The 16,973-nt window shown below is 69.5% G+C and carries 15 protein-coding genes; 11 read left to right on the top strand and 4 right to left on the bottom strand.

Annotation, left to right across the window (positions count from 1 at the left end; all coding sequences use genetic code 11):
- Positions 1–98: 98 nt before the first annotated feature.
- Positions 99–524: an organic hydroperoxide resistance protein gene (locus AruCF_RS07390; protein ID WP_049072817.1), complete on the bottom strand. Its 426-nt coding sequence runs from the start codon at positions 522–524 to the stop codon at positions 99–101.
- A 126-nt stretch (positions 525–650) separates the two neighbouring features.
- Positions 651–1,604 carry a LysR family transcriptional regulator gene (locus AruCF_RS07385; protein WP_049072816.1) on the bottom strand — a complete coding sequence of 318 codons (954 nt, stop codon included), beginning with the start codon at positions 1,602–1,604 and terminating at the stop codon, positions 651–653.
- A gap of 269 nt (positions 1,605–1,873) precedes the next feature.
- Here AruCF_RS07385 and AruCF_RS07380 point away from each other — a divergent pair, with 269 nt between their 5' ends.
- The 9 genes from AruCF_RS07380 to AruCF_RS07340 all read left to right on the top strand — a co-directional run bounded on the left by AruCF_RS07380 (position 1,874) and on the right by AruCF_RS07340 (position 11,857).
- Complete coding sequence (locus tag AruCF_RS07380) at positions 1,874–2,848, top strand: ABC transporter permease (RefSeq protein ID WP_006390493.1); 975 nt, start codon at positions 1,874–1,876, stop codon at positions 2,846–2,848.
- Positions 2,845–3,750 (top strand): ABC transporter permease, encoded by a 906-nt coding sequence (locus AruCF_RS07375; protein WP_049072815.1) that lies wholly within the window; start codon positions 2,845–2,847, stop codon positions 3,748–3,750. Before AruCF_RS07380 ends, AruCF_RS07375 begins: the two co-directional genes overlap by 4 nt.
- A gap of 8 nt (positions 3,751–3,758) precedes the next feature.
- The gene (locus AruCF_RS07370) at positions 3,759–4,742 is read left to right on the top strand and encodes an ABC transporter ATP-binding protein (RefSeq protein WP_049072814.1); all 984 of its coding nucleotides are present in this window, start codon (positions 3,759–3,761) and stop codon (positions 4,740–4,742) included.
- The gene (locus AruCF_RS07365; RefSeq protein WP_080977366.1) at positions 4,739–5,767 is read left to right on the top strand and encodes an ABC transporter ATP-binding protein; all 1,029 of its coding nucleotides are present in this window, start codon (positions 4,739–4,741) and stop codon (positions 5,765–5,767) included. Before AruCF_RS07370 ends, AruCF_RS07365 begins: the two co-directional genes overlap by 4 nt.
- Complete coding sequence (locus AruCF_RS07360; RefSeq protein WP_049072813.1) at positions 5,764–7,359, top strand: ABC transporter substrate-binding protein; 1,596 nt, start codon at positions 5,764–5,766, stop codon at positions 7,357–7,359. The genes AruCF_RS07365 and AruCF_RS07360 overlap by 4 nt, the downstream gene beginning before the upstream one ends.
- A complete protein-coding gene (locus AruCF_RS07355; protein WP_049072812.1) occupies positions 7,356–9,254 on the top strand; it encodes a CocE/NonD family hydrolase in 1,899 nt (632 codons plus the stop codon). The genes AruCF_RS07360 and AruCF_RS07355 overlap by 4 nt, the downstream gene beginning before the upstream one ends.
- Positions 9,255–9,363: 109 nt before the next feature.
- Positions 9,364–10,380 (top strand): porin, encoded by a 1,017-nt coding sequence (locus AruCF_RS07350; RefSeq protein WP_049072811.1) that lies wholly within the window; start codon positions 9,364–9,366, stop codon positions 10,378–10,380.
- Positions 10,381–10,556: 176 nt separating this feature from the next.
- Positions 10,557–11,033 (top strand): hypothetical protein, encoded by a 477-nt coding sequence (locus tag AruCF_RS07345; RefSeq protein ID WP_063569072.1) that lies wholly within the window; start codon positions 10,557–10,559, stop codon positions 11,031–11,033.
- Positions 11,030–11,857 (top strand): DUF2145 domain-containing protein, encoded by an 828-nt coding sequence (locus tag AruCF_RS07340; RefSeq protein WP_049072809.1) that lies wholly within the window; start codon positions 11,030–11,032, stop codon positions 11,855–11,857. The genes AruCF_RS07345 and AruCF_RS07340 overlap by 4 nt, the downstream gene beginning before the upstream one ends.
- A gap of 52 nt (positions 11,858–11,909) precedes the next feature.
- On the opposite strand, the gene AruCF_RS07335 is transcribed toward AruCF_RS07340, so the two are convergent.
- The gene (locus tag AruCF_RS07335; protein WP_063569071.1) at positions 11,910–12,437 is read right to left on the bottom strand and encodes a DedA family protein; all 528 of its coding nucleotides are present in this window, start codon (positions 12,435–12,437) and stop codon (positions 11,910–11,912) included.
- Between the two features lie 48 nt (positions 12,438–12,485).
- A complete protein-coding gene (locus tag AruCF_RS07330) occupies positions 12,486–13,856 on the bottom strand; it encodes an aminotransferase-like domain-containing protein (protein WP_235432756.1) in 1,371 nt (456 codons plus the stop codon).
- Between the two features lie 315 nt (positions 13,857–14,171).
- Here AruCF_RS07330 and AruCF_RS07325 point away from each other — a divergent pair, with 315 nt between their 5' ends.
- Together AruCF_RS07325 and AruCF_RS07320 are read left to right on the top strand one after the other, a co-directional pair.
- On the top strand, positions 14,172–15,095 hold the full coding sequence (locus AruCF_RS07325) for a LysR family transcriptional regulator (RefSeq protein WP_049072807.1): 924 nt from the start codon (positions 14,172–14,174) through the stop codon (positions 15,093–15,095).
- 117 nt (positions 15,096–15,212) lie between these two features.
- Positions 15,213–16,961, top strand: a complete 1,749-nt coding sequence (locus tag AruCF_RS07320; protein ID WP_083036591.1) for an FUSC family protein — start codon at positions 15,213–15,215, stop codon at positions 16,959–16,961.
- Positions 16,962–16,973: the final 12 nt, after the last annotated feature.

Below are 16,973 nucleotides of genomic sequence, written 5' to 3'. Positions count from 1 at the left end.
CATCGACGCGCCCTGCTCCCGCCCGCCCCGGTTCCCGGCTGCATGAAAAACGCCCCGCGATGTGTCATCGCGGGGCGTTGCGCTTGGCGTTGGGGGATTCAGACGATCGCCAGTTCCACATCGATGTTGCCCCGGATCGCCCCCGAGTAGGGGCAGGTCTGGTGCGCGGTGTCGACCAGTTGGCGCCGCTGTTCGTCCGACAGTCCCGGCAGCGAAATGTTCAGCCTGACCGCCAGCGCGTAGCGCGCGCCGCCGTCGGTCTTGCCCAGCGACACCTCGGCATCGACCGCCACGTCGCGCGGCACGGCGATGCCGAGCTTGGCGCCGGCCAGTTGCATGGCGCCGATGAAGCAGGCGGAATAGCCGATGCCGAACAGTTGCTCGGGGTTGGTGCCGGGCCGGCCCGAGCCCGGCGGGCTGAGCGGCAGCAACAGCGCGCCGTCGTCGCTGCGGCCGGCGCCGTCGCGGCCCCCGGTGGTGTGGGTGTGGGCGGTGTACAGCACGGTTTCCAGCGCTTGGGACATGATGGCTCCTGGTGTCGGAATTGAGGAACCCGCATTGCACCAAGGCGCTGTATCCCGCCTGTGTCGCAAGACCGCCGCTTTTGCGTCGTACTGTATCCCGCGTCCGTGCCGGCGGCGGCGCGCGCCTCAGGCCGGCGCGGCAGGCGCGGCGGCGTCGTCCGGCGCCAGCAGCGTGAAGGCGTCCGGTCCCGCCCGCCGCGCCATCGCGTCGAGGATGCGCTGGACCAGTTCTGGCACCAGCGGGTGCGGCGGCTGGCCGGCCAGCGTGGCCATGCCCACGCAGTAGTCGATGCGCGGCCGGAACGGCCGGCAGGCGATGCCCATGTCCAGGCACAGGCGCGCGAACAGGCCGTTGACGATCGACACGCCGATGCCCTGCGCGGCCAGGCGGCAGGCCATTTCCACCGAATGCACCTCGGCCTTGATCTGCGGCATCATGCGGCCCTGTCGGAAAGCCTGGTCGATCTGCAGGCGCAGCGATCGCTGCCGGCCCAGCAGCACCAGGTCGACGCCGATCAGGTCGGCCGGGCCGATCTCGTCCAGCGCCTCCAACGGATGGCCGGGCGGCATGATGCAGACCGCCTCGGTGGCCAGCCGCCGCATCATCGACAGACCCGAATTCATGGGCGGCGAACGCACCAGCGCCAGGTCGGCCTCGCGCCCCAGCACCGCCACTTCGCTGGTTTCGTAGGTGCCCACCAGCACTTCCAGCGCCACGTCGGGGTGATCGGCCAGGAACGACTCGACCACGGCGGGCATGACCGACTGCGCCACCGTGCTGGGCAGCTGCACGCGGATCAGCGTGCGCCGCTGTCCGCCCAGCCGCAACTGGTTGACGTGGCGCTGCAGCGACTCGGCGTCCGAGATCATGTTCTGCACGTCGGGCAGCAGCGATTCGGCCTCGGCGGTGGGATGCAGGCGGCCCTTGCGGCGCACGAATAGCGGCACGCCCAGGTCGGTCTCGAACTGGCTCAGCAGGCGGCTGACGGCCGGCTGCGACGAGCCCAGCCGCTGCGCGGCCTCGATGGTCGAGCCGGTGGTCATGAAGGCGAGAAACGCCTCTAGCTGCTTGAAGTTCATTCTGTGCCGCAAGGTCCGAAATGCCGGCCCGCGCGGCGAATCGACGCGCGGGGCCTAGGGTTAACACCAAATTTCTCGTCATTCACATAGCCATATGCCGCCTTCGCATACGGTTGCCAGCCGGGCGCGATGGATCGAACATTCCGCCCATCCGGATTCTCGCCATTCACGAATCCGCAATCAATACGCGATATCGCCGATATTGTCCGGCAAGGAGCCCCATCGATGCGCGCCGTTCCGTTCCCCGCTTCCTGTCGCCGCGAGGCGCCATGACCGCGTTCATTATCCGCCGGCTGTGCCAGAGCCTGGTGATCCTGGCGCTGACCTCCCTGATCGTGTTCGCCGGCGTCTACGCCATCGGCGACCCGATCGAGATCCTGGTGCCGGCCGACGCCACGCAGGCCGAGATCGCGCAGGCGGTGCAGTCGCTGGGCCTGGACCTGCCGCTGTACCAGCAGTACCTGAAGTTCGTCGGCAACGCGCTGCACGGCGACCTGGGCAACTCGTTCGTCTTCAACCAGCCCGCCATCCAGCTGATCCTGCAACGCCTGCCGGCCACGCTGGAGCTGGCCTGCGTGGCGCTGCTGCTGGCCCTGGCCATCGGCCTGCCGCTCGGCCTGGTGGCCGGCCTGAAGCCGGATTCGGCGCTGGACCGCGGCATCATGACCGGCTCGATCCTGGGCTTCAGCCTGCCCAACTTCTGGCAGGGCATCATGCTGGTGCTGATCTTCTCGGTGACGCTGGGCTGGCTGCCGTCCACCGGCCGCGGCCCCACCGGCGAGATCCTCGGCATCCACACCAGCCTGGCGTCGTGGGACGGCATCCGCCACCTGATCCTGCCGGCGCTGAACCTGGCGTTGTTCAAGATCGCGCTGATCGTGCGCCTGACCCGCAGCGGCGTGCGCGAGACGATGCCGCTGGACTACGTGAAATTCGCCCGCGCCAAGGGCTTGCGCGAATCGCGCGTGATCTATATGCACGTGCTCAAGAACATCCTGATCCCGATCGTCACCGTGGTCGGCATGGAGTTCGGCTCGCTGATCGCCTTCGCCACCGTCACCGAAACCATCTTCGCCTGGCCCGGCGTGGGCAAGCTGATCATCGACAGCATCATGAAGCTGGACCGCCCGGTGGTGGTCGCCTACCTGCTGATCGTGGTCACCATGTTCATCGTGCTCAACCTGCTGGTGGACATCATCTATTCCGTGCTGGATCCCCGTGTCCGCGTGGGAGCCTCCGAATGACATTGCTTGCGAAAAAATGGCTGCCCGGCCGCGACACCACTTTCGGCCAGGCGCTGCACGGCGTGCTGGACAGCCGCCCCGCGACGCTGGCCGCGATCATCTTCCTGCTGCTGGTGCTGGCCGCGCTGCTGGCGCCGTGGATCGCGCCGCAGAACCCGTATGACCTGGCCGCCATCACCATCCTGGACGGCCGCATGCCGCCGGGCAGCCAGGGCATCTATGGCGACATCTACTGGGCCGGCACCGACGCCCAGGGCCGCGACATGCTGTCGGCCATGATGTATGGCCTGCGCACCAGCCTTTCCGTGGGCGTGCTGAGCGGCCTGTTCGCCATGGCCGTGGGCACGGTGCTGGGCCTGACGGCGGCGTATTTCGGCGGCCGCATCGACGCGCTGATCATGCGCCTGGTGGACCTGATGCTGGGCTTTCCCACCATCCTGGTGGCGCTGATGATGCTGGCCATCCTGGGCCAGGGCGTGGACAAGGTGATCCTGGCGCTGGTGGTGGTGCAGTGGGCCTACTTCGCCCGCGCGGTGCGCGCCACCGCGGTGGTCGAGCGCCGCAAGGAATACATGGAGGCGGCGCTGTGCCTGGGGCTGAGCCACCGGCGCGCGCTGTTCAGCCAGCTGCTGCCGAACTGCATCCCGCCGGTCATCGTCATCGCCATGATCCAGACCGCCAACGCCATCGCCGCCGAGGCCACGCTCAGCTTCCTGGGCATCGGCCTGCCGGTCACCGAGCCGTCGCTGGGCCTGCTGATCGCCAACGGCTACCAGCAGATGCTGGCCGGCCTGTACTGGATCAGCGTATTCCCCGGCGTGCTGCTGCTGACCGTGGTTTTCACCATGAACATCGTCGGCGACCGCGTCCGCGAGGCGCTCAATCCGCGCCTGCAGAAATAGGAAGCGCCATGCAATCGGCAACCCCCACCCTTTCCGTGCGCAACCTGCGCACCTGGTTCCACACCCGCGCCGGCCTGGTGCGGGCGGTGGACGACGTCAGCTTCGATGTCCATCCCGGCGAAATCCTCGGCCTGGTGGGCGAGTCCGGCTCGGGCAAGTCCATCACCGGCTTTTCCATCCTGGGCCTGATCGACCCGCCCGGGCGCATCGACGGCGGCCAGATCCTGTTCAAGGGCACCGACCTGGCGACGCTGTCGCGCGAGGAACTGCGTCAGTTGCGCGGCAACCGCATCGCCATGGTGTTCCAGGATCCGATGATGACGCTGAACCCTGTGTTCCGCATCGAGACCCAGATGGTCGAGACGGTATTGAGCCACGAACGCTGCAGCCGCAAGGCGGCCTGGGACCGCGCCCGCGACACGCTGGCCGCGGTCGGCATCCCGTCGCCGGCCGAACGCCTGAAGGCCTACCCGCACCAGTTGTCGGGCGGCATGCGTCAGCGCGTGGCGATCGCCATCGCCATGCTGCACAAGCCCGACCTGATCATCGCCGACGAACCGACCACGGCGCTGGACGTCACCATCCAGGCGCAGATCCTGGCCGAAATGCAGAAGCTGTGCGCCGAGACCGGCACCGCCATGGTGTGGGTCAGCCACGACCTGGCGGTGGTGGCGGGCCTGGCCGACCGCGTCTGTGTGATGTACGCCGGCCGCGTGGTCGAGTCCGGCAGCACCGACGACATCCTCGACCGTCCGCGCCACCCGTACACCATCGGCCTGATCGGCTCTGTGCCCAGCAACGAGCACACCGGCGACCGCCTGTACCAGATCCCCGGCATGGCGCCGTCGCCGCTGGCGCTGCCGGCCGGCTGCGCCTTCAACCCGCGCTGCGGCCACGCCACCGAGCGCTGCCGCGCCGAGCAACCGCCGCTGGAGACCACGGGCGTCCGTGGCCTGCGCTGCTTCCATCCCCAGACTGGAGTGCTTTCGTGAGCCCGACGATCCTGATGCAGGCCAACCAGGTGTCGCGCCTGTTCGTGAAGCGGCCCGACTACGCCGAACGCCTGGCCGGCCTGCTGGGCGCCAAGGTGGCCTCGCACACCGTGCACGCGGTCGACCGCGTCGACCTGACCATCCACCAGGGCGAAGTGGTCGGTCTGGTGGGCGAATCCGGCTGCGGCAAGTCGACGCTGGGCCGGGTGCTGGCGGGCATCCTGCCGGCCACCTCGGGCAGCATCCAGACGCCCGCCGGCGAGCTGTCCACCCTGACCGGCCGCGCCGCGCACGCGCAGCGCATGGCCACGCAGATGATCTTCCAGGACCCGATGTCCTCGCTCAATCCGCGCAAGCGGGTGCGCGACATCATCGGCGAGGCGCCGCTGGCCAACGGCATCATCGCGCGCCGCGACTACGACGACTACGTGGTGCAGGTGATGCGGCGCGTGGGGCTGGACCCCGACTACCGCAACCGCTTTCCGCACCAGTTCTCGGGCGGGCAGCGCCAGCGCGTGGGCATCGGCCGGGCGCTGGCGGTCAAGCCGGGCTTCCTGATCTGCGATGAGTCGATCGCGGCGCTGGACGTGTCGATCCAGGCGCAGATCCTGAACCTCTTCATGGACCTGCGGCAGGATCTGGGCCTGACCTATCTCTTCATCAGCCACGACCTGGGCGTGGTGCGGCGCATCAGCGACCGCACCGTCATCATGTATCTGGGCCGCGTGGTCGAATCCGGTCCCACCGCCGAGGTGTTCGCCGCGCCGCGCCATCCCTACACCCAGGCGCTGCTGCAGGAAGTGCCGCGGCTGTCGAACCGCAAGCGGCGCTTCAACGCCATCCAGGGCGAGATCCCGTCGCCGCTGAACCCGCCGGCCGGCTGCCATTTCCATCCGCGCTGCCCGCAGGCCATGGCGCGCTGCAAGACCGAGCAGCCCTTGCTGCGCGTCACGGCCGACGGCCACCAGGCGGCCTGCCACCTGCTCGATGGCGCCGCGCCCCTCCAAGGAACTCCCGCCGCATGAACCGCTTTTCCACTCCGATCCGCCGCGGCGTCGCCGCGCTGGCCCTGCTGACGCTGCTGGCCGGCGCCGCGCCCGCCCTGGCGCGGCCGCTGTTGACCATCGGCCACTCCAGCGAGCCATCGTCGATGGACCCGCTGTTCTCGCGCACCGGCAACAACCAGGCCGCCGCCGAGAACATCTTCGAGCGGCTGGTGTCGACCGACGAGAACATGCAGATGCGGCCGGGCCTGGCGCTGTCGTGGCGGGCACTGGCGCCCGATACCTGGGAGATCAAGCTGCGGCCCGGCGTCCGCTTCCATGACGGCTCGCCGTTCAGCGCCGACGACGTGGTCTTTTCATTGGCGCGCGCGCCCAAGGTGCCGAACAGCCCGGCACCCTTTAGCGGCGCGGTGCGCTCGATCGCCGCGGTCGAGGTGGTCGATGCGCTGACGCTGCGCATCCGCACCAAGGAGCCCACGCCCGACTTCATGGAGCAGATCGGGCTGGTGTACATCCTGTCGCGCCACGCCGCGCAGGACAAGCGCTCGGAAGACTTCAACAGCGGCGTGGCGGCCATCGGCACCGGCCCCTACAAGTTCGTGCGCTGGCAGCCGGGCGACAGCCTGGAGCTGGCGCGCAACGACGACTACTGGGGCGCGCGGCCGGACTTCGAGCGCGTGGTGATCCGCTACATCGCCAACGACGCGGCGCGCATCTCGGCGCTGCTGTCGGGCACGGTCGACCTGATCGACAGCGTGCCGCCGACCGACGCCAAGACGCTCACGGGCAAGGCCGGCTACACGCTTTATCGCTCGCCGTCGGCGCGCCTGATCTACCTGGCGCTGGACTCGGCGCGCGATGTCAGCCCGTTCGTCACCGACGCGCAGGGCAAGCCGATGACGGTGAACCCGCTCAAGGACGTGCGGGTGCGCCAGGCGATCTCGAAGATGTTCATGCGCGGCCCGATCACCGAGCGGCTGCTCAGCGGCGCCGGCGTGCCGGCCGGACAGATGGTCCCGGAGGGCCTGGGCGGCTACAGCCCCAACCTGCCGGCGCCCGCCTACGACCTGGCGGGCGCGCGCGCCCTGTTGGCCGAGGCTGGCTATCCGCACGGCTTCGGCCTGACCCTGCATTCATCGAACGACCGCTTCGCCGGCGACAGCGACCTGGCCCAGGCGCTGGCGCAAATGATGGCGCGCGCCGGCCTGCGCATCAACGGCGTGGTGACCCAGCCCTACAACGTCTACGCCGGCGCCAGCGGCAAGCAGCAGTACAGCGCCTTCATCTTCTCGTACGGCAACAGCACCGGCGATTCGTCCAATGGCCTGACCAACGTGCTGGCCACCTACGACAAGGCCGCCGGCACCGGCGCCTTCAACCGCGCGCGCTATTCCAACCCGGCCGTGGACCGCTTGCTGGCGCGTGCCGCGGTGGAGTTCGACCCGGCGCAACGCGACGCCCTGCTGCGCCAGGCGGCGGAAACCGCCTTCAACGACGTCGGCATCGTGCCGCTGTATTTCCCGGTGGCCTTCTGGGCCGCGCGCGACGGCACCGTCATGCGCGCCAACAAGCTCGAACGCACCTCAATGCTGTACATACAGGAAGCAAAATGACCGCCCCCGAAGTTTCTCCCGCCGTGCTGCTGGCGGACCAGATGGTGCGCATGCGCGACGGCGTGCGCCTGGCCACCGACGTGCACCTGCCGCCCGGCTATCGCCCCGGCCAGGACGCGCCGCTGCCCGTGATCCTGGAGCGCACGCCCTACGGCAAGGCCGAGGTGTCGCGCTCGGAACAGATCGACGGCCGGCTCGGCGTGCCGCGACCCGAGGTGGCGCGCTATTTCACCGCGCGCGGCTTTGCCGTGGTGTTCCAGGACTGCCGCGGCCGCTACGGCTCGGAAGGCCACTTCACCAAGTACCTGTCGGAAGGCCCGGACGGCTTCGACACGCTCGCCTGGATCGTGCAGCAGCCGTGGAGCAACGGCCGCATCGGCACCATGGGCCTGTCGTATGCCGCGCACACGCAGATGGCGCTGGCCTGCCTGAACCCGCCGGGCCTGGCCTGCATGGTGCTGGACTCGGGCGGCTTTTCCAACGGCTACCAGTGCGGCATCCGCCAGTCGGGCGCGTTCGAGCTGAAGCAGGCCACCTGGGCCTACAAGCAGGCCAAGCTGAGCCCGGCCGCGCGGCAGGACCCGCTGGTGCTGGCCGCGCTTGAAGCCGAGGACATCCGCCAGTGGTTCACGCGCATGCCGTGGCGTCCCGGCCATTCGCCGCTGGCCAGCGTGCCCGAGTACGAGGACTACCTGTTCGAGCAATGGCGCGCCGACACCTTCGACGAATCCTGGCGTCAGCTGGGCATCTACGCCCAGGGCTACTACGACGCGATTCCCGACATCCCGGTGGCGCTGATGTCCAGCTGGTACGACGCCTACGTGCGCACCACCCTGGAGAACTACGCCGGCCTGACGCAGGGCCGGCGGTCGCCGGTGCGGCTCATCATGGGCCCGTGGCTGCATGGCGACCGCAACACCACCCACAGCGGCGACGCCGAATTCGGTCCGCGCGCGGCCTTCGACGGCAACCTGGCGCGGCACTGGCTGGACTTCCGGCTGGCGTGGTTCCGGCGCTGGCTGCAGGACGCGCCGGCGGGCGCCGCGCCGGACCCGGTCGCGCGCCTGTTCCTGATGGGCGGCGGCAGCGGCGCGCGCGACGCGCAGGGCCGCTTCGACCACGGCGGCGCCTGGATCCAGGCCGACTCCTGGCCGGTGCCGCAGGCCCGCGCCACCGCCTTCTACCTGCACGCCGACGGCCGCCTGGACCAACGCGCGCCGACGGGCGAGGCGGACCGGCTGCGCTACCAGTACGACCCGCGCAATCCCGTGCCGACGATCGGCGGCGCGCTGACCTCGGGCCAGCCGGTGTTCGAGGGCGGCGGCTTCGACCAGCGCGAGGACGCGCGCTTCTTCGGCGTGCGCCAGCCCGGCCTGCCGCTGGCCGCGCGCGACGACGTGCTGGTGTTCCAGACCGAGCCGCTGCCAGAGGACCTGGCGGTGGCCGGGCCGGTGACGGTCCGGTTGCACATTTCGTCGGACTGCCCCGACACCGACTTCACCGCCAAGCTGATCGACGTCTACCCGCCCAGCGCCGACTACCCGCAGGGCTATGCGCTGAACCTGACCGACGGCATCTTCCGCTGCCGCTTCCACGAGACCTGGGACGAGGCGCGGCCGCTGGCGTCGGGCAAGGTCTACGAGATCACCATCGAGCCGTTCGCCACCTGCAACCTGTTCCAGCGCGGGCACCGCATCCGCCTGGACATCTCCAGCAGCAACTTCCCGAAGTACGACGTCAACCCGAACAGCGGCGAAACCGCCGCCGACGCGCGCGAGAAGCGCATTGCGCTGAACACAGTGCATCTGTCGGCCGCCCATCCGTCCAGCGTCACGCTGTGCGTGGCCGCGCCACGGGACCTGACGCCGCTGCCCGCGCACGGGGCCCTGACATGACCCGCTAGCGCCCGCGCCGACACCTCCGCTTGCTTCATCCTTTGCCGCCGGCGAGCCGGCGGCAGGGGCTTCTTTTGTCCAACGCCATACCAATCGAGGGGATCACACCATGAAAAGAATCATCCGCCATCGCAGCACCCTGGGCGCCGCCCTGGCCCTGAGCTGCCTGAATCCGGCGCAGGCGGCCGAGGCCAGCAGCGTGACGCTGTACGGGATCGTCGACCTGGGCACCACCTATGAACGCAAGGACGGCCAGTCCAGCCTGCGGCAAAAGAGCGGCAACCAGTCGGGCTCGCGCTGGGGCCTGCGTGGCTCGGAGGACCTGGGCAACGGCTACAAGGCCGTGTTCCGCCTGGAAAGCGGCTTCAACGCCAACAACGGCACGCAGGCGCAGGGCCGCCTGTTCGGCCGCTGGGCCTATGTGGGCCTGGCTGGCGACTTCGGCGAAGTGCGGCTGGGACGCCAGTGGGTCTATGGCTTCGAGTGGGCCGGCGTCGGCTCGCCGTTCGGCACCGGCTGGGGCCAGTCGTCCAACAACGCCAGCCTGGGCTACAACGACGGCGATTTCGGCGCCGGCGGCCGCGTCAACAACGCCGTGTTCTACGCCACGCCGCGCCTGGGCGGCTGGCAGGCGGGCCTGGGCTACAGCTTCGAGGCGCACGACGGCGAGGCTTTCGCCACCAACGCCCATGACCGCGTGCTGACCGCCGGCCTGCGCTACAACGGCGGTCCGGTGGCGGCGGCGCTGACCTACGAACGGCTCAACCCGAATTCACAACTGCCGAACAAGAAGACCGCGGGCAACCTGCAGTTGGCGGGCTCGTACGATTTCGAGTGGATCAAGCTGCACGGCACCTACGGCAACCTGCGCAACGCCAACACCGGCCCGTCCGCGGGCTACGACCGCGTCAATTCGTACATCGCCGGCGTCAGCGTGCCGACCGGCAAGGTGGGAACGCTGATGGCGTCGTACCAGCGCGCCACGGGGTCCGACATCACCGGCTGGGCCCTGGGCTACCAGTACGACCTGTCCCGGCGCACCAACCTGTACGCCTACGTCAACCGCCTGGATATCCGCGAATCGCACACGCTGCAGACGTCGGTCGGCATCCGTCACATGTTCTGACGCGTTTTCTTGTGCCGGCATTCTTTCAGATTGCACGATCTGTTCTGATTTTCGGACTCATCTAATTTACCGCGCCGGGATCCCTCAATACCCTAGTTGGAGTTTTCACCACATCCTCCCCACTCCGCCGCCCCATACCGGGGCGCTGGAGCCTCCGGGGGGGTCCGAGAGACTCCATGCATTCCATTCCGCTATCCCGCCTCGGTACCCGCATGCTGGGACTCGCCCTGCTCATGAGTACCGCCGTCGCGCACGCGCAATCCGTCGGCTCGCAAAACGCTTCGCAGAATTTATCTTTGGGCACGGTATCCATCCTGGCTTCGCCCGCAGCAAGTGTCGTCGGCAGCGCCGACGGCGACGCAAGCCTGGGGGCCGCGCTTGCTGTCACGGGTACCTCATTTGTCGTGACCAGCATCGCGCAGCTGTCGGCCGACACCACGGAGATCATTCTTGACGCCGTAAGCGGCGCCGCCAAGCTATCGGTACATGTCGCCACTTCCGTGGCGCGCGGCCTGAGCATTTCGGCCGGTACCGCCGTGCAGGCCGTAGCGGCCTCAACCGGCACTGTGCTACTGGCTTCGGGCAAAGTCCTCGCGTTCATCCCCAATACGGTGGGCCAGGCCTTGCTGCATCATGAACGGGTGCCAGGATGAACAATATCCCCGCCTCGCGTATCCGCCGGGCCTTGTGCGCCGTTGCCGCCTGCTGCGCGCTCTGCGGCATGTCGACCACGCCGGCCTTGGCCGGCCAGGGTTGCGCCGACACCGCCCTCAGCGCCAACACCCTGATCACCGCCATGGATACCGCGCAACGGATATCCGCCATCCTGGACGAGCTTCCAGTGAACGTCGTGGTGTTGGGGCGGATGGGCCAGGATCTGTCCGAATATCACCTGCGCTATAGCCATGCCGGCTTCGCCTACCGTGAGCGAGCAGGCGCCCCATGGCGCATCGCCCACTTGCTCAATGAATGCGGCACAGCGCAATCCGACCTCTGGTATGAAGGACTAGGCAACTTCTTCCTGGACGATTTGTTCAGATTCGACACGCTATTGCTCATCCCCCCAGAGCCGATCGCTGACGCATTGCTGACGCGAATTCAACAGCCCAAAACCTTGCGCTCGCTATTCGATCCGCACTACAACATGATTGCGTTTCCTTTTTCCACACGCTATCAAAACTCCAACGCCTGGGTGCTGGAAACCATCGTCAGCGCACAAGCCAAGGACACTCCCATCGGCAATCGTGAACAAGCACAGGCTTGGCTGAAGACGGCCGGCTATCAGCCGTCTGAACTGCGGATTAGCGCATTGACGCGCTTGGGCGGGCGCCTGTTTAAGGCGAACGTCGCCTTTGACGATCATCCTGATGAGCTGCGTTATGCCGGTCGCATCAACGCCGTGACCGTCGATTCATTGCTGGATTTTCTGACACGCCATGAAGGGTGGACAGTCCGAGAAGTTCGCGCTCCGCATTGAAGCGGTCTCACCGGCCGCACTGGGTCCATCCGTACCGGCGTGTTCTTCGTCTTCACAGGAAAGCGCGCGTGCCCCACCAGCCGGGCAACAGCAGCGCGGCCGCCCACAGGAAGGCCGAGGCCCAATTGGCGATCTGGAATGCGGCGGGGCGCATGCCGCAGATGCCGGCGATCATCGGCACGGTGGCGCGCAGCGGACCGAAGAAGCGGCACAGCACGATGCTGAGCACGCCCCACTTCTGGATGAACAGGGTGCTGCGATGCAGGAGCGCGGGGCGTTTGCGCAGGGGCCTGGACCGCATCAGGCCGGGTCCGAACCACACGCCGCAAGCGTATTGCACCCAGTCGCCGAGCGCGGCGCCCACCGCGATCGCCAGCCAGACCGGCACGAAAGCGCTGTCGCCCAGCCCCAGGATCGCGCCGATCGACAGCAGCAGCGCCGTGCCGGGAATCACCAGCGCCACCAGCGGCAGCGACTTCAGGAACGCGAACGCGAAGCCCAGCGGCGCCAGCCAATCGGCGTGGGTCCGGGCGAAATCGACCAGGGTTTCCTGCAGCGAGTGGAAAGTCTCGAACAACATGCGGCGTCAGCACCAGGCAGGCATCAGGGCCATATTACGGCCTGGGGCTCAGACGATCACATCGCGCAGGCCGCGCGGGCGCCGGCGCACCAGGCCAGCCAGCCGCTCCAGCGCCTGCGCCAGGGCGGCACGCTCGGGAATGCTGCCCAGCGAGATGCGGATGGCGTTGGGCGCGCCCATGCCCAGGTGGAAGGCTTCCGAGGAAGTCACGCTCAGGCCTTCGTCGCGCGCGACCCGCTCCAGGTCGACGGCGGTCCAGCGGTCGGGCAGGGGCTGCCACAGGTGGATGCCCGCCTCCGCTTCGGGAAACGGCCCCGGCAGCGACCGGCGCGCCAGTTGCTGGCGCGCCCGGGCCTCGGCGCGTACGCCGTCCAGGATCTGCCGCGCCGTGCCGCTGGCGATCCATTGCGTGGTCAGCACCCCCATCAGCGGCGCGGCCATCACGGCGAACGAACGCATCGCCGCCAGCACGTTGCGGCGGCTGTCCTGGTCGGGACTCAGCACGAACGCGGTGCGCAGTCCCGGCGTCAGCGTCTTGGCCAGTGTGGCGATGTAGAACACCGAGGCCGGCGCCAGGCTGGCCAGCGCCGGCGGCGCGCCGTCCAGGAACAGCGAATAGGGATCGTCCTCGATGATGCGGGCGCCACAGGCCACGGCCGCGCGCACCAGGTCGCGGCGGCGCGCCGCGCTCATGGTGTGGGCGGTGGGGTTCTGCAACGTGGGATTCAGGTAGACCAGCCGGCCGCCCTCGCGGCAGGCGCGCTCCAGGCCGGCGGGGGTCATGCCGTCGGCATCGGTCTCGGCCACCAGCACGCGGCGGCCCAGTTGCCGCGCGGCGGTCAGGAGGCCCGGGTACACCAGCGGCTCGGCGACGATGCCGTCGCCCGGCTGGCTGTAGGCCAGCATCACCGCGGCCAGCGCGGCCTGCGCGCCGGGACACACCAGCACGCGGTCCGGATCGACCCGCTCGACCGACTGCGACAGCCATTGCGCCCCGGCCTCGCGCTCGGCGGGACCGCCGCCGGCCTGGTGGTAGGTCATCATCACGCCGACGTCATGACGCTCCATGGCCTTGGCCAGGCCGCGCCGCAGCAGGTCCTGCAGATCGCAGCCCAGCGGCAGCGGCGGCATGTTCATGCCCAGGTCCAGCATCTGTTGCAGCGGCTGTTCCGCCGGCCGCGCGATGAAGGTGCCCAGCGGCCCGCGCGCCTCGATCAGGCCGCGTTCGCCGGCCTCGGCGTAGGCGCGCGTCACCGTGGTCAGGTCCACGCCCAGGTGCTGGGCCAGCCGCCGCTGCGGCGGCAGGCGATCGCCCGGCTGCATGCGGTTGGCGGCCACGGCGCCTTCGATGAAATCGGCGATCTGGCGGTAGCGCGGGCCACCGCCACGCACGAAGCGCAAGGGCCAGGACGCAGACATGTCGTCGTGATGCATGGAGTTTATGGCGGCAACATGCCGCAATGCATGGGTCGGGTGAATCGAGCAGTATGGCAACAAACTCGATTTCAGTCCATACATAGAGGATCTTGTACGGGCTTTCGCGGGCCGTCCCGCTCGTCGCGACGCCGTCGGCGAACTGGCGCCACCCATCCCTGCCGCGGGCGGAGATTGTGGCAAGGCCTGCGCCGGCCACACGCCAGCCCTGCGCCGGCCGCACGCCCGGCGCGGGTGGCCGGCCGGCTTGCGCGGCATAATCGGGCTGAACAAGATCATGCGCCCGCTCTTCTCCATCCCATGCGACCCGACCTGAACCTGCTGTACGCCCTGCAAGCCCTGCTGGAGGAAGGCAGCGTGGTCGGCGCCGCGCGCCGCATGAACCTGAGCGCGCCAGCCATGAGCCGCACCCTGGCCCGCATCCGCGAAACCACCGGCGACCCGATCTTCGTGCAGTCCGGCCGCACGCTGGTGCCGACGCCGCGCGCCATGCAATTGCGCGACCAGATCCGCGACGCGATCGAGCAGGCCTGCGGCGCGCTCGCGCCCGGCGAGCAGGTCGACCTGAAGCGTCTGGACACGCGCTTCAATGTGCGCGCCAACGACATCTTCATCGGCATCTACGCGGGCCGCCTGCTGGATGCGTTGCAGAACGACATGCCGCGCGCCACGCTGCGCTTCATGCCCGAGGAAGACGATATCGACGACGAGTCGCTGCGCGCCGGCCGCGTCGACCTGTTCATCAGCGCCGCGCGTCCGCTGGGCCACGAGATCCGCGTGCAGCCGCTGTTCACGACCCGCATGGTCGGCGTGGCCTGTGAAGACCATCCCTTGTTCAAGGACGAGATCAGCGCGCGGCGCGTGGCGCGCTGGGGCCACATCAGCGTCTCGCGCCGCGGCAAGACGCAAGGCCCGATCGACGACGCGCTGGCGCAACAGGGCCTGGACCGGCAGGTCACCCTGACCGTGCCCACGCCCAGCGCGGCGCTGCTGGCCCTGCACGGCTCCGACCTGATCCTGCCGCTGCCCGAACAACTGGCGCGCGCCGCCGCCCGCATGGGCATGCGGATCCGCCTGTTCGACCTGCCGCTGGCGCTGGAACCGGTGCTCATCACGCAGGCCTGGCACCCGCGCTACCAGCACGCTCCCGCGCACCAGTGGCTGCGCCGCACCATCCGTGCCCTGACCGAGGACGCGCGCGACGCTGACGAATTGCCGCGCTGACCGCGCCGCGCGCCGACCGTGCGCGCCACGCACGCCTGACGTGCGAACTCTCGACTTCTCCGCGCCCGGAGCCGCTCCTAGACTGGCTTATCGCAAGCATTCCGGAGCGCACCGTCCATGTCCCAAGCCCCGTCCGCCGTCGCGGACGCCCCGTCCTCACGGCTCGGTCGCGCGCTGGCCCTGCTGGCGCGGCTGGACCTGATCACTCCCCGCGGCGCCTACATCGCCCGCTCGACCGCCGCCGCCCTGCTGGCGCTGGGCGTGGCCTACCTGCTGGAACTGGAGATGCCGTTCTCGGCCGCCTCCACCGTGCTGCTGGTGATCAATCCGGTGCAGGGCGCCGTCATCGGCAAGGGCGCCTGGCGCATCATCGGCACACTGGTCGGCATGCTGGCGGCCGTGGCATTGATGGCCGTGGCCGGCCAGATGCCGCTGCTGTTCATCCTGGGCTTCGGCGCCTGGCTCGGGCTGTGCGTCGGCGCCATGACGCTGCTGCGCCATTTCCGCGCGTCGGGCGCGGTGGTGGCCGGCTACACCATCGGCCTGGCCACCTACGGCGCCATGGGCCACCCCGAGCACACCTTCGAGCACGTCATGGGACGCGGCGCCACCGTAATGGTCGGCGCCGTCTGCCTGGGCCTGGTCAGCAGCCTGTTCAGCGCCCGCACCCTGCGCGCCCGGCTGCATGCGCAATACCAGCGGCTGGCCGCCGGCGTGGCCGGCGCGATCGCGCGCCAGCAGCACGCCGCGCCCGTCGAGGCGCAGTCCGCACGGCAGGACGTGATCGCCGAGGTATACGGCGTGGACGACCTGCTGGCCGCCGGCAAGGCCGAGTCCGAAGACCTGGCGCAACGCGCCGCCGCCATCCGCAACGGCATGGCGGCGCTGTTCGGGGCTTTGGTGGGCGGCGCCGCGCCGACCGGCGACCACGCGCTCTGCCCGGCCCTGGCGGCGTTGCGGACGCCGTTGCAACAGGCCTGGGACGGGGCAGCCCAGGCGTTGCGGCAGGGCGACGCGGCGCGCGCGGCGGGTCTGCTGCGCCAGGCCCGCCGGCAATTGGCGGAACCGCTGCCCATCCCCGATCGCGCGGACGCGCGGCACGAGGCCGCGCTGCTGATCGCCGCCGACCGGCTGCGCGAACAAGTGGACGCCTACCTGGTGGCGCTGGACGGCCTGGCGGCCCTGTCGACGCCGCGGCCGCCGGCGGCGGGCGCGCCCGTGCGCTTCCATCGTGACTATGCCGGCGCGCTGCGCAACGGCCTGCGCTCGATGAGCGCCATCGTGCTTGCCGGCCTGTTCTGGCTGTACACCGGCTGGCCGCAAGGCGACATGATGCTGCTGGTGCTGGGGCCCTACTGCGCGCTGCTGGCCACCGCCGGCGACCCGCCGGCCGGCGCCCGCGCCTTTCTCCGCGGCACACTGTACGCGGTGCCGGCCGCCTGGCTCTGCGCCTTCGGCGTGCTGCCGCGCCTGGACGGCTTCCCGCTGCTGGCGCTGACGCTGGCGCTGTTCTGGCTGCCGGGCATCTATGCCACCAGCGCGCCCGCGACGGCGTTGACGGGACTGGCCTACCTGGTGGCCTTCAACACGCTGGCCGCGGCCGACAACCCCATGCACTACGCGCTGCAAGACTTCGCCAATTACGCCGTGGCGTGGGTGCTGGCGACCGCCTTCGCGTTGCTGTGCTTCCGCCTGATCCTGCCGCGCGATGTCCATCGCGACGCGCTGCGCCTGCGCCACGCCATCCGCGACGACGCGCTGGCGCTGCTGCGCGGCAAACGGCCCGGCCAGCGCGGCTGGCAGCAACGCCAGCAACATCGCCTGGCGCAGTGGGCGCCATGCTCAAGGGCCGGCCCGAGACCCTGACCGTCGCCCTGG

It is taken from the genome of Achromobacter ruhlandii, from assembly GCF_002082135.1.
Classification (GTDB): domain Bacteria; phylum Pseudomonadota; class Gammaproteobacteria; order Burkholderiales; family Burkholderiaceae_B; genus Achromobacter; species Achromobacter ruhlandii.
The sequence above is the reverse complement of the archived record's forward strand: the minus strand, read 5'-3'. Positions and strand labels throughout refer to the sequence as shown.

Bases quoted from the DNA above. Each gene is read 5' to 3' on its own strand.
- AruCF_RS07390 (WP_049072817.1), bottom strand. From the start codon at position 524: ATGTCCCAAGCGCTGGAAACCGTGCTGTACACCGCCCACACCCACACC.
- AruCF_RS07350 (WP_049072811.1), top strand. From the start codon at position 9,364: ATGAAAAGAATCATCCGCCATCGCAGCACCCTGGGCGCCGCCCTGGCC.
- AruCF_RS07340 (WP_049072809.1), top strand. From the start codon at position 11,030: ATGAACAATATCCCCGCCTCGCGTATCCGCCGGGCCTTGTGCGCCGTT.
- AruCF_RS07330 (WP_235432756.1), bottom strand. From the start codon at position 13,856: ATGTCTGCGTCCTGGCCCTTGCGCTTCGTGCGTGGCGGTGGCCCGCGC.
- AruCF_RS07380 (WP_006390493.1), top strand. From the start codon at position 1,874: ATGACCGCGTTCATTATCCGCCGGCTGTGCCAGAGCCTGGTGATCCTG.
- AruCF_RS07320 (WP_083036591.1), top strand. From the start codon at position 15,213: ATGTCCCAAGCCCCGTCCGCCGTCGCGGACGCCCCGTCCTCACGGCTC.
- AruCF_RS07325 (WP_049072807.1), top strand. From the start codon at position 14,172: ATGCGACCCGACCTGAACCTGCTGTACGCCCTGCAAGCCCTGCTGGAG.
- AruCF_RS07335 (WP_063569071.1), bottom strand. From the start codon at position 12,437: ATGTTGTTCGAGACTTTCCACTCGCTGCAGGAAACCCTGGTCGATTTC.
- AruCF_RS07375 (WP_049072815.1), top strand. From the start codon at position 2,845: ATGACATTGCTTGCGAAAAAATGGCTGCCCGGCCGCGACACCACTTTC.
- AruCF_RS07345 (WP_063569072.1), top strand. From the start codon at position 10,557: ATGCATTCCATTCCGCTATCCCGCCTCGGTACCCGCATGCTGGGACTC.
- AruCF_RS07360 (WP_049072813.1), top strand. From the start codon at position 5,764: ATGAACCGCTTTTCCACTCCGATCCGCCGCGGCGTCGCCGCGCTGGCC.
- AruCF_RS07385 (WP_049072816.1), bottom strand. From the start codon at position 1,604: ATGAACTTCAAGCAGCTAGAGGCGTTTCTCGCCTTCATGACCACCGGC.
- AruCF_RS07355 (WP_049072812.1), top strand. From the start codon at position 7,356: ATGACCGCCCCCGAAGTTTCTCCCGCCGTGCTGCTGGCGGACCAGATG.
- AruCF_RS07370 (WP_049072814.1), top strand. From the start codon at position 3,759: ATGCAATCGGCAACCCCCACCCTTTCCGTGCGCAACCTGCGCACCTGG.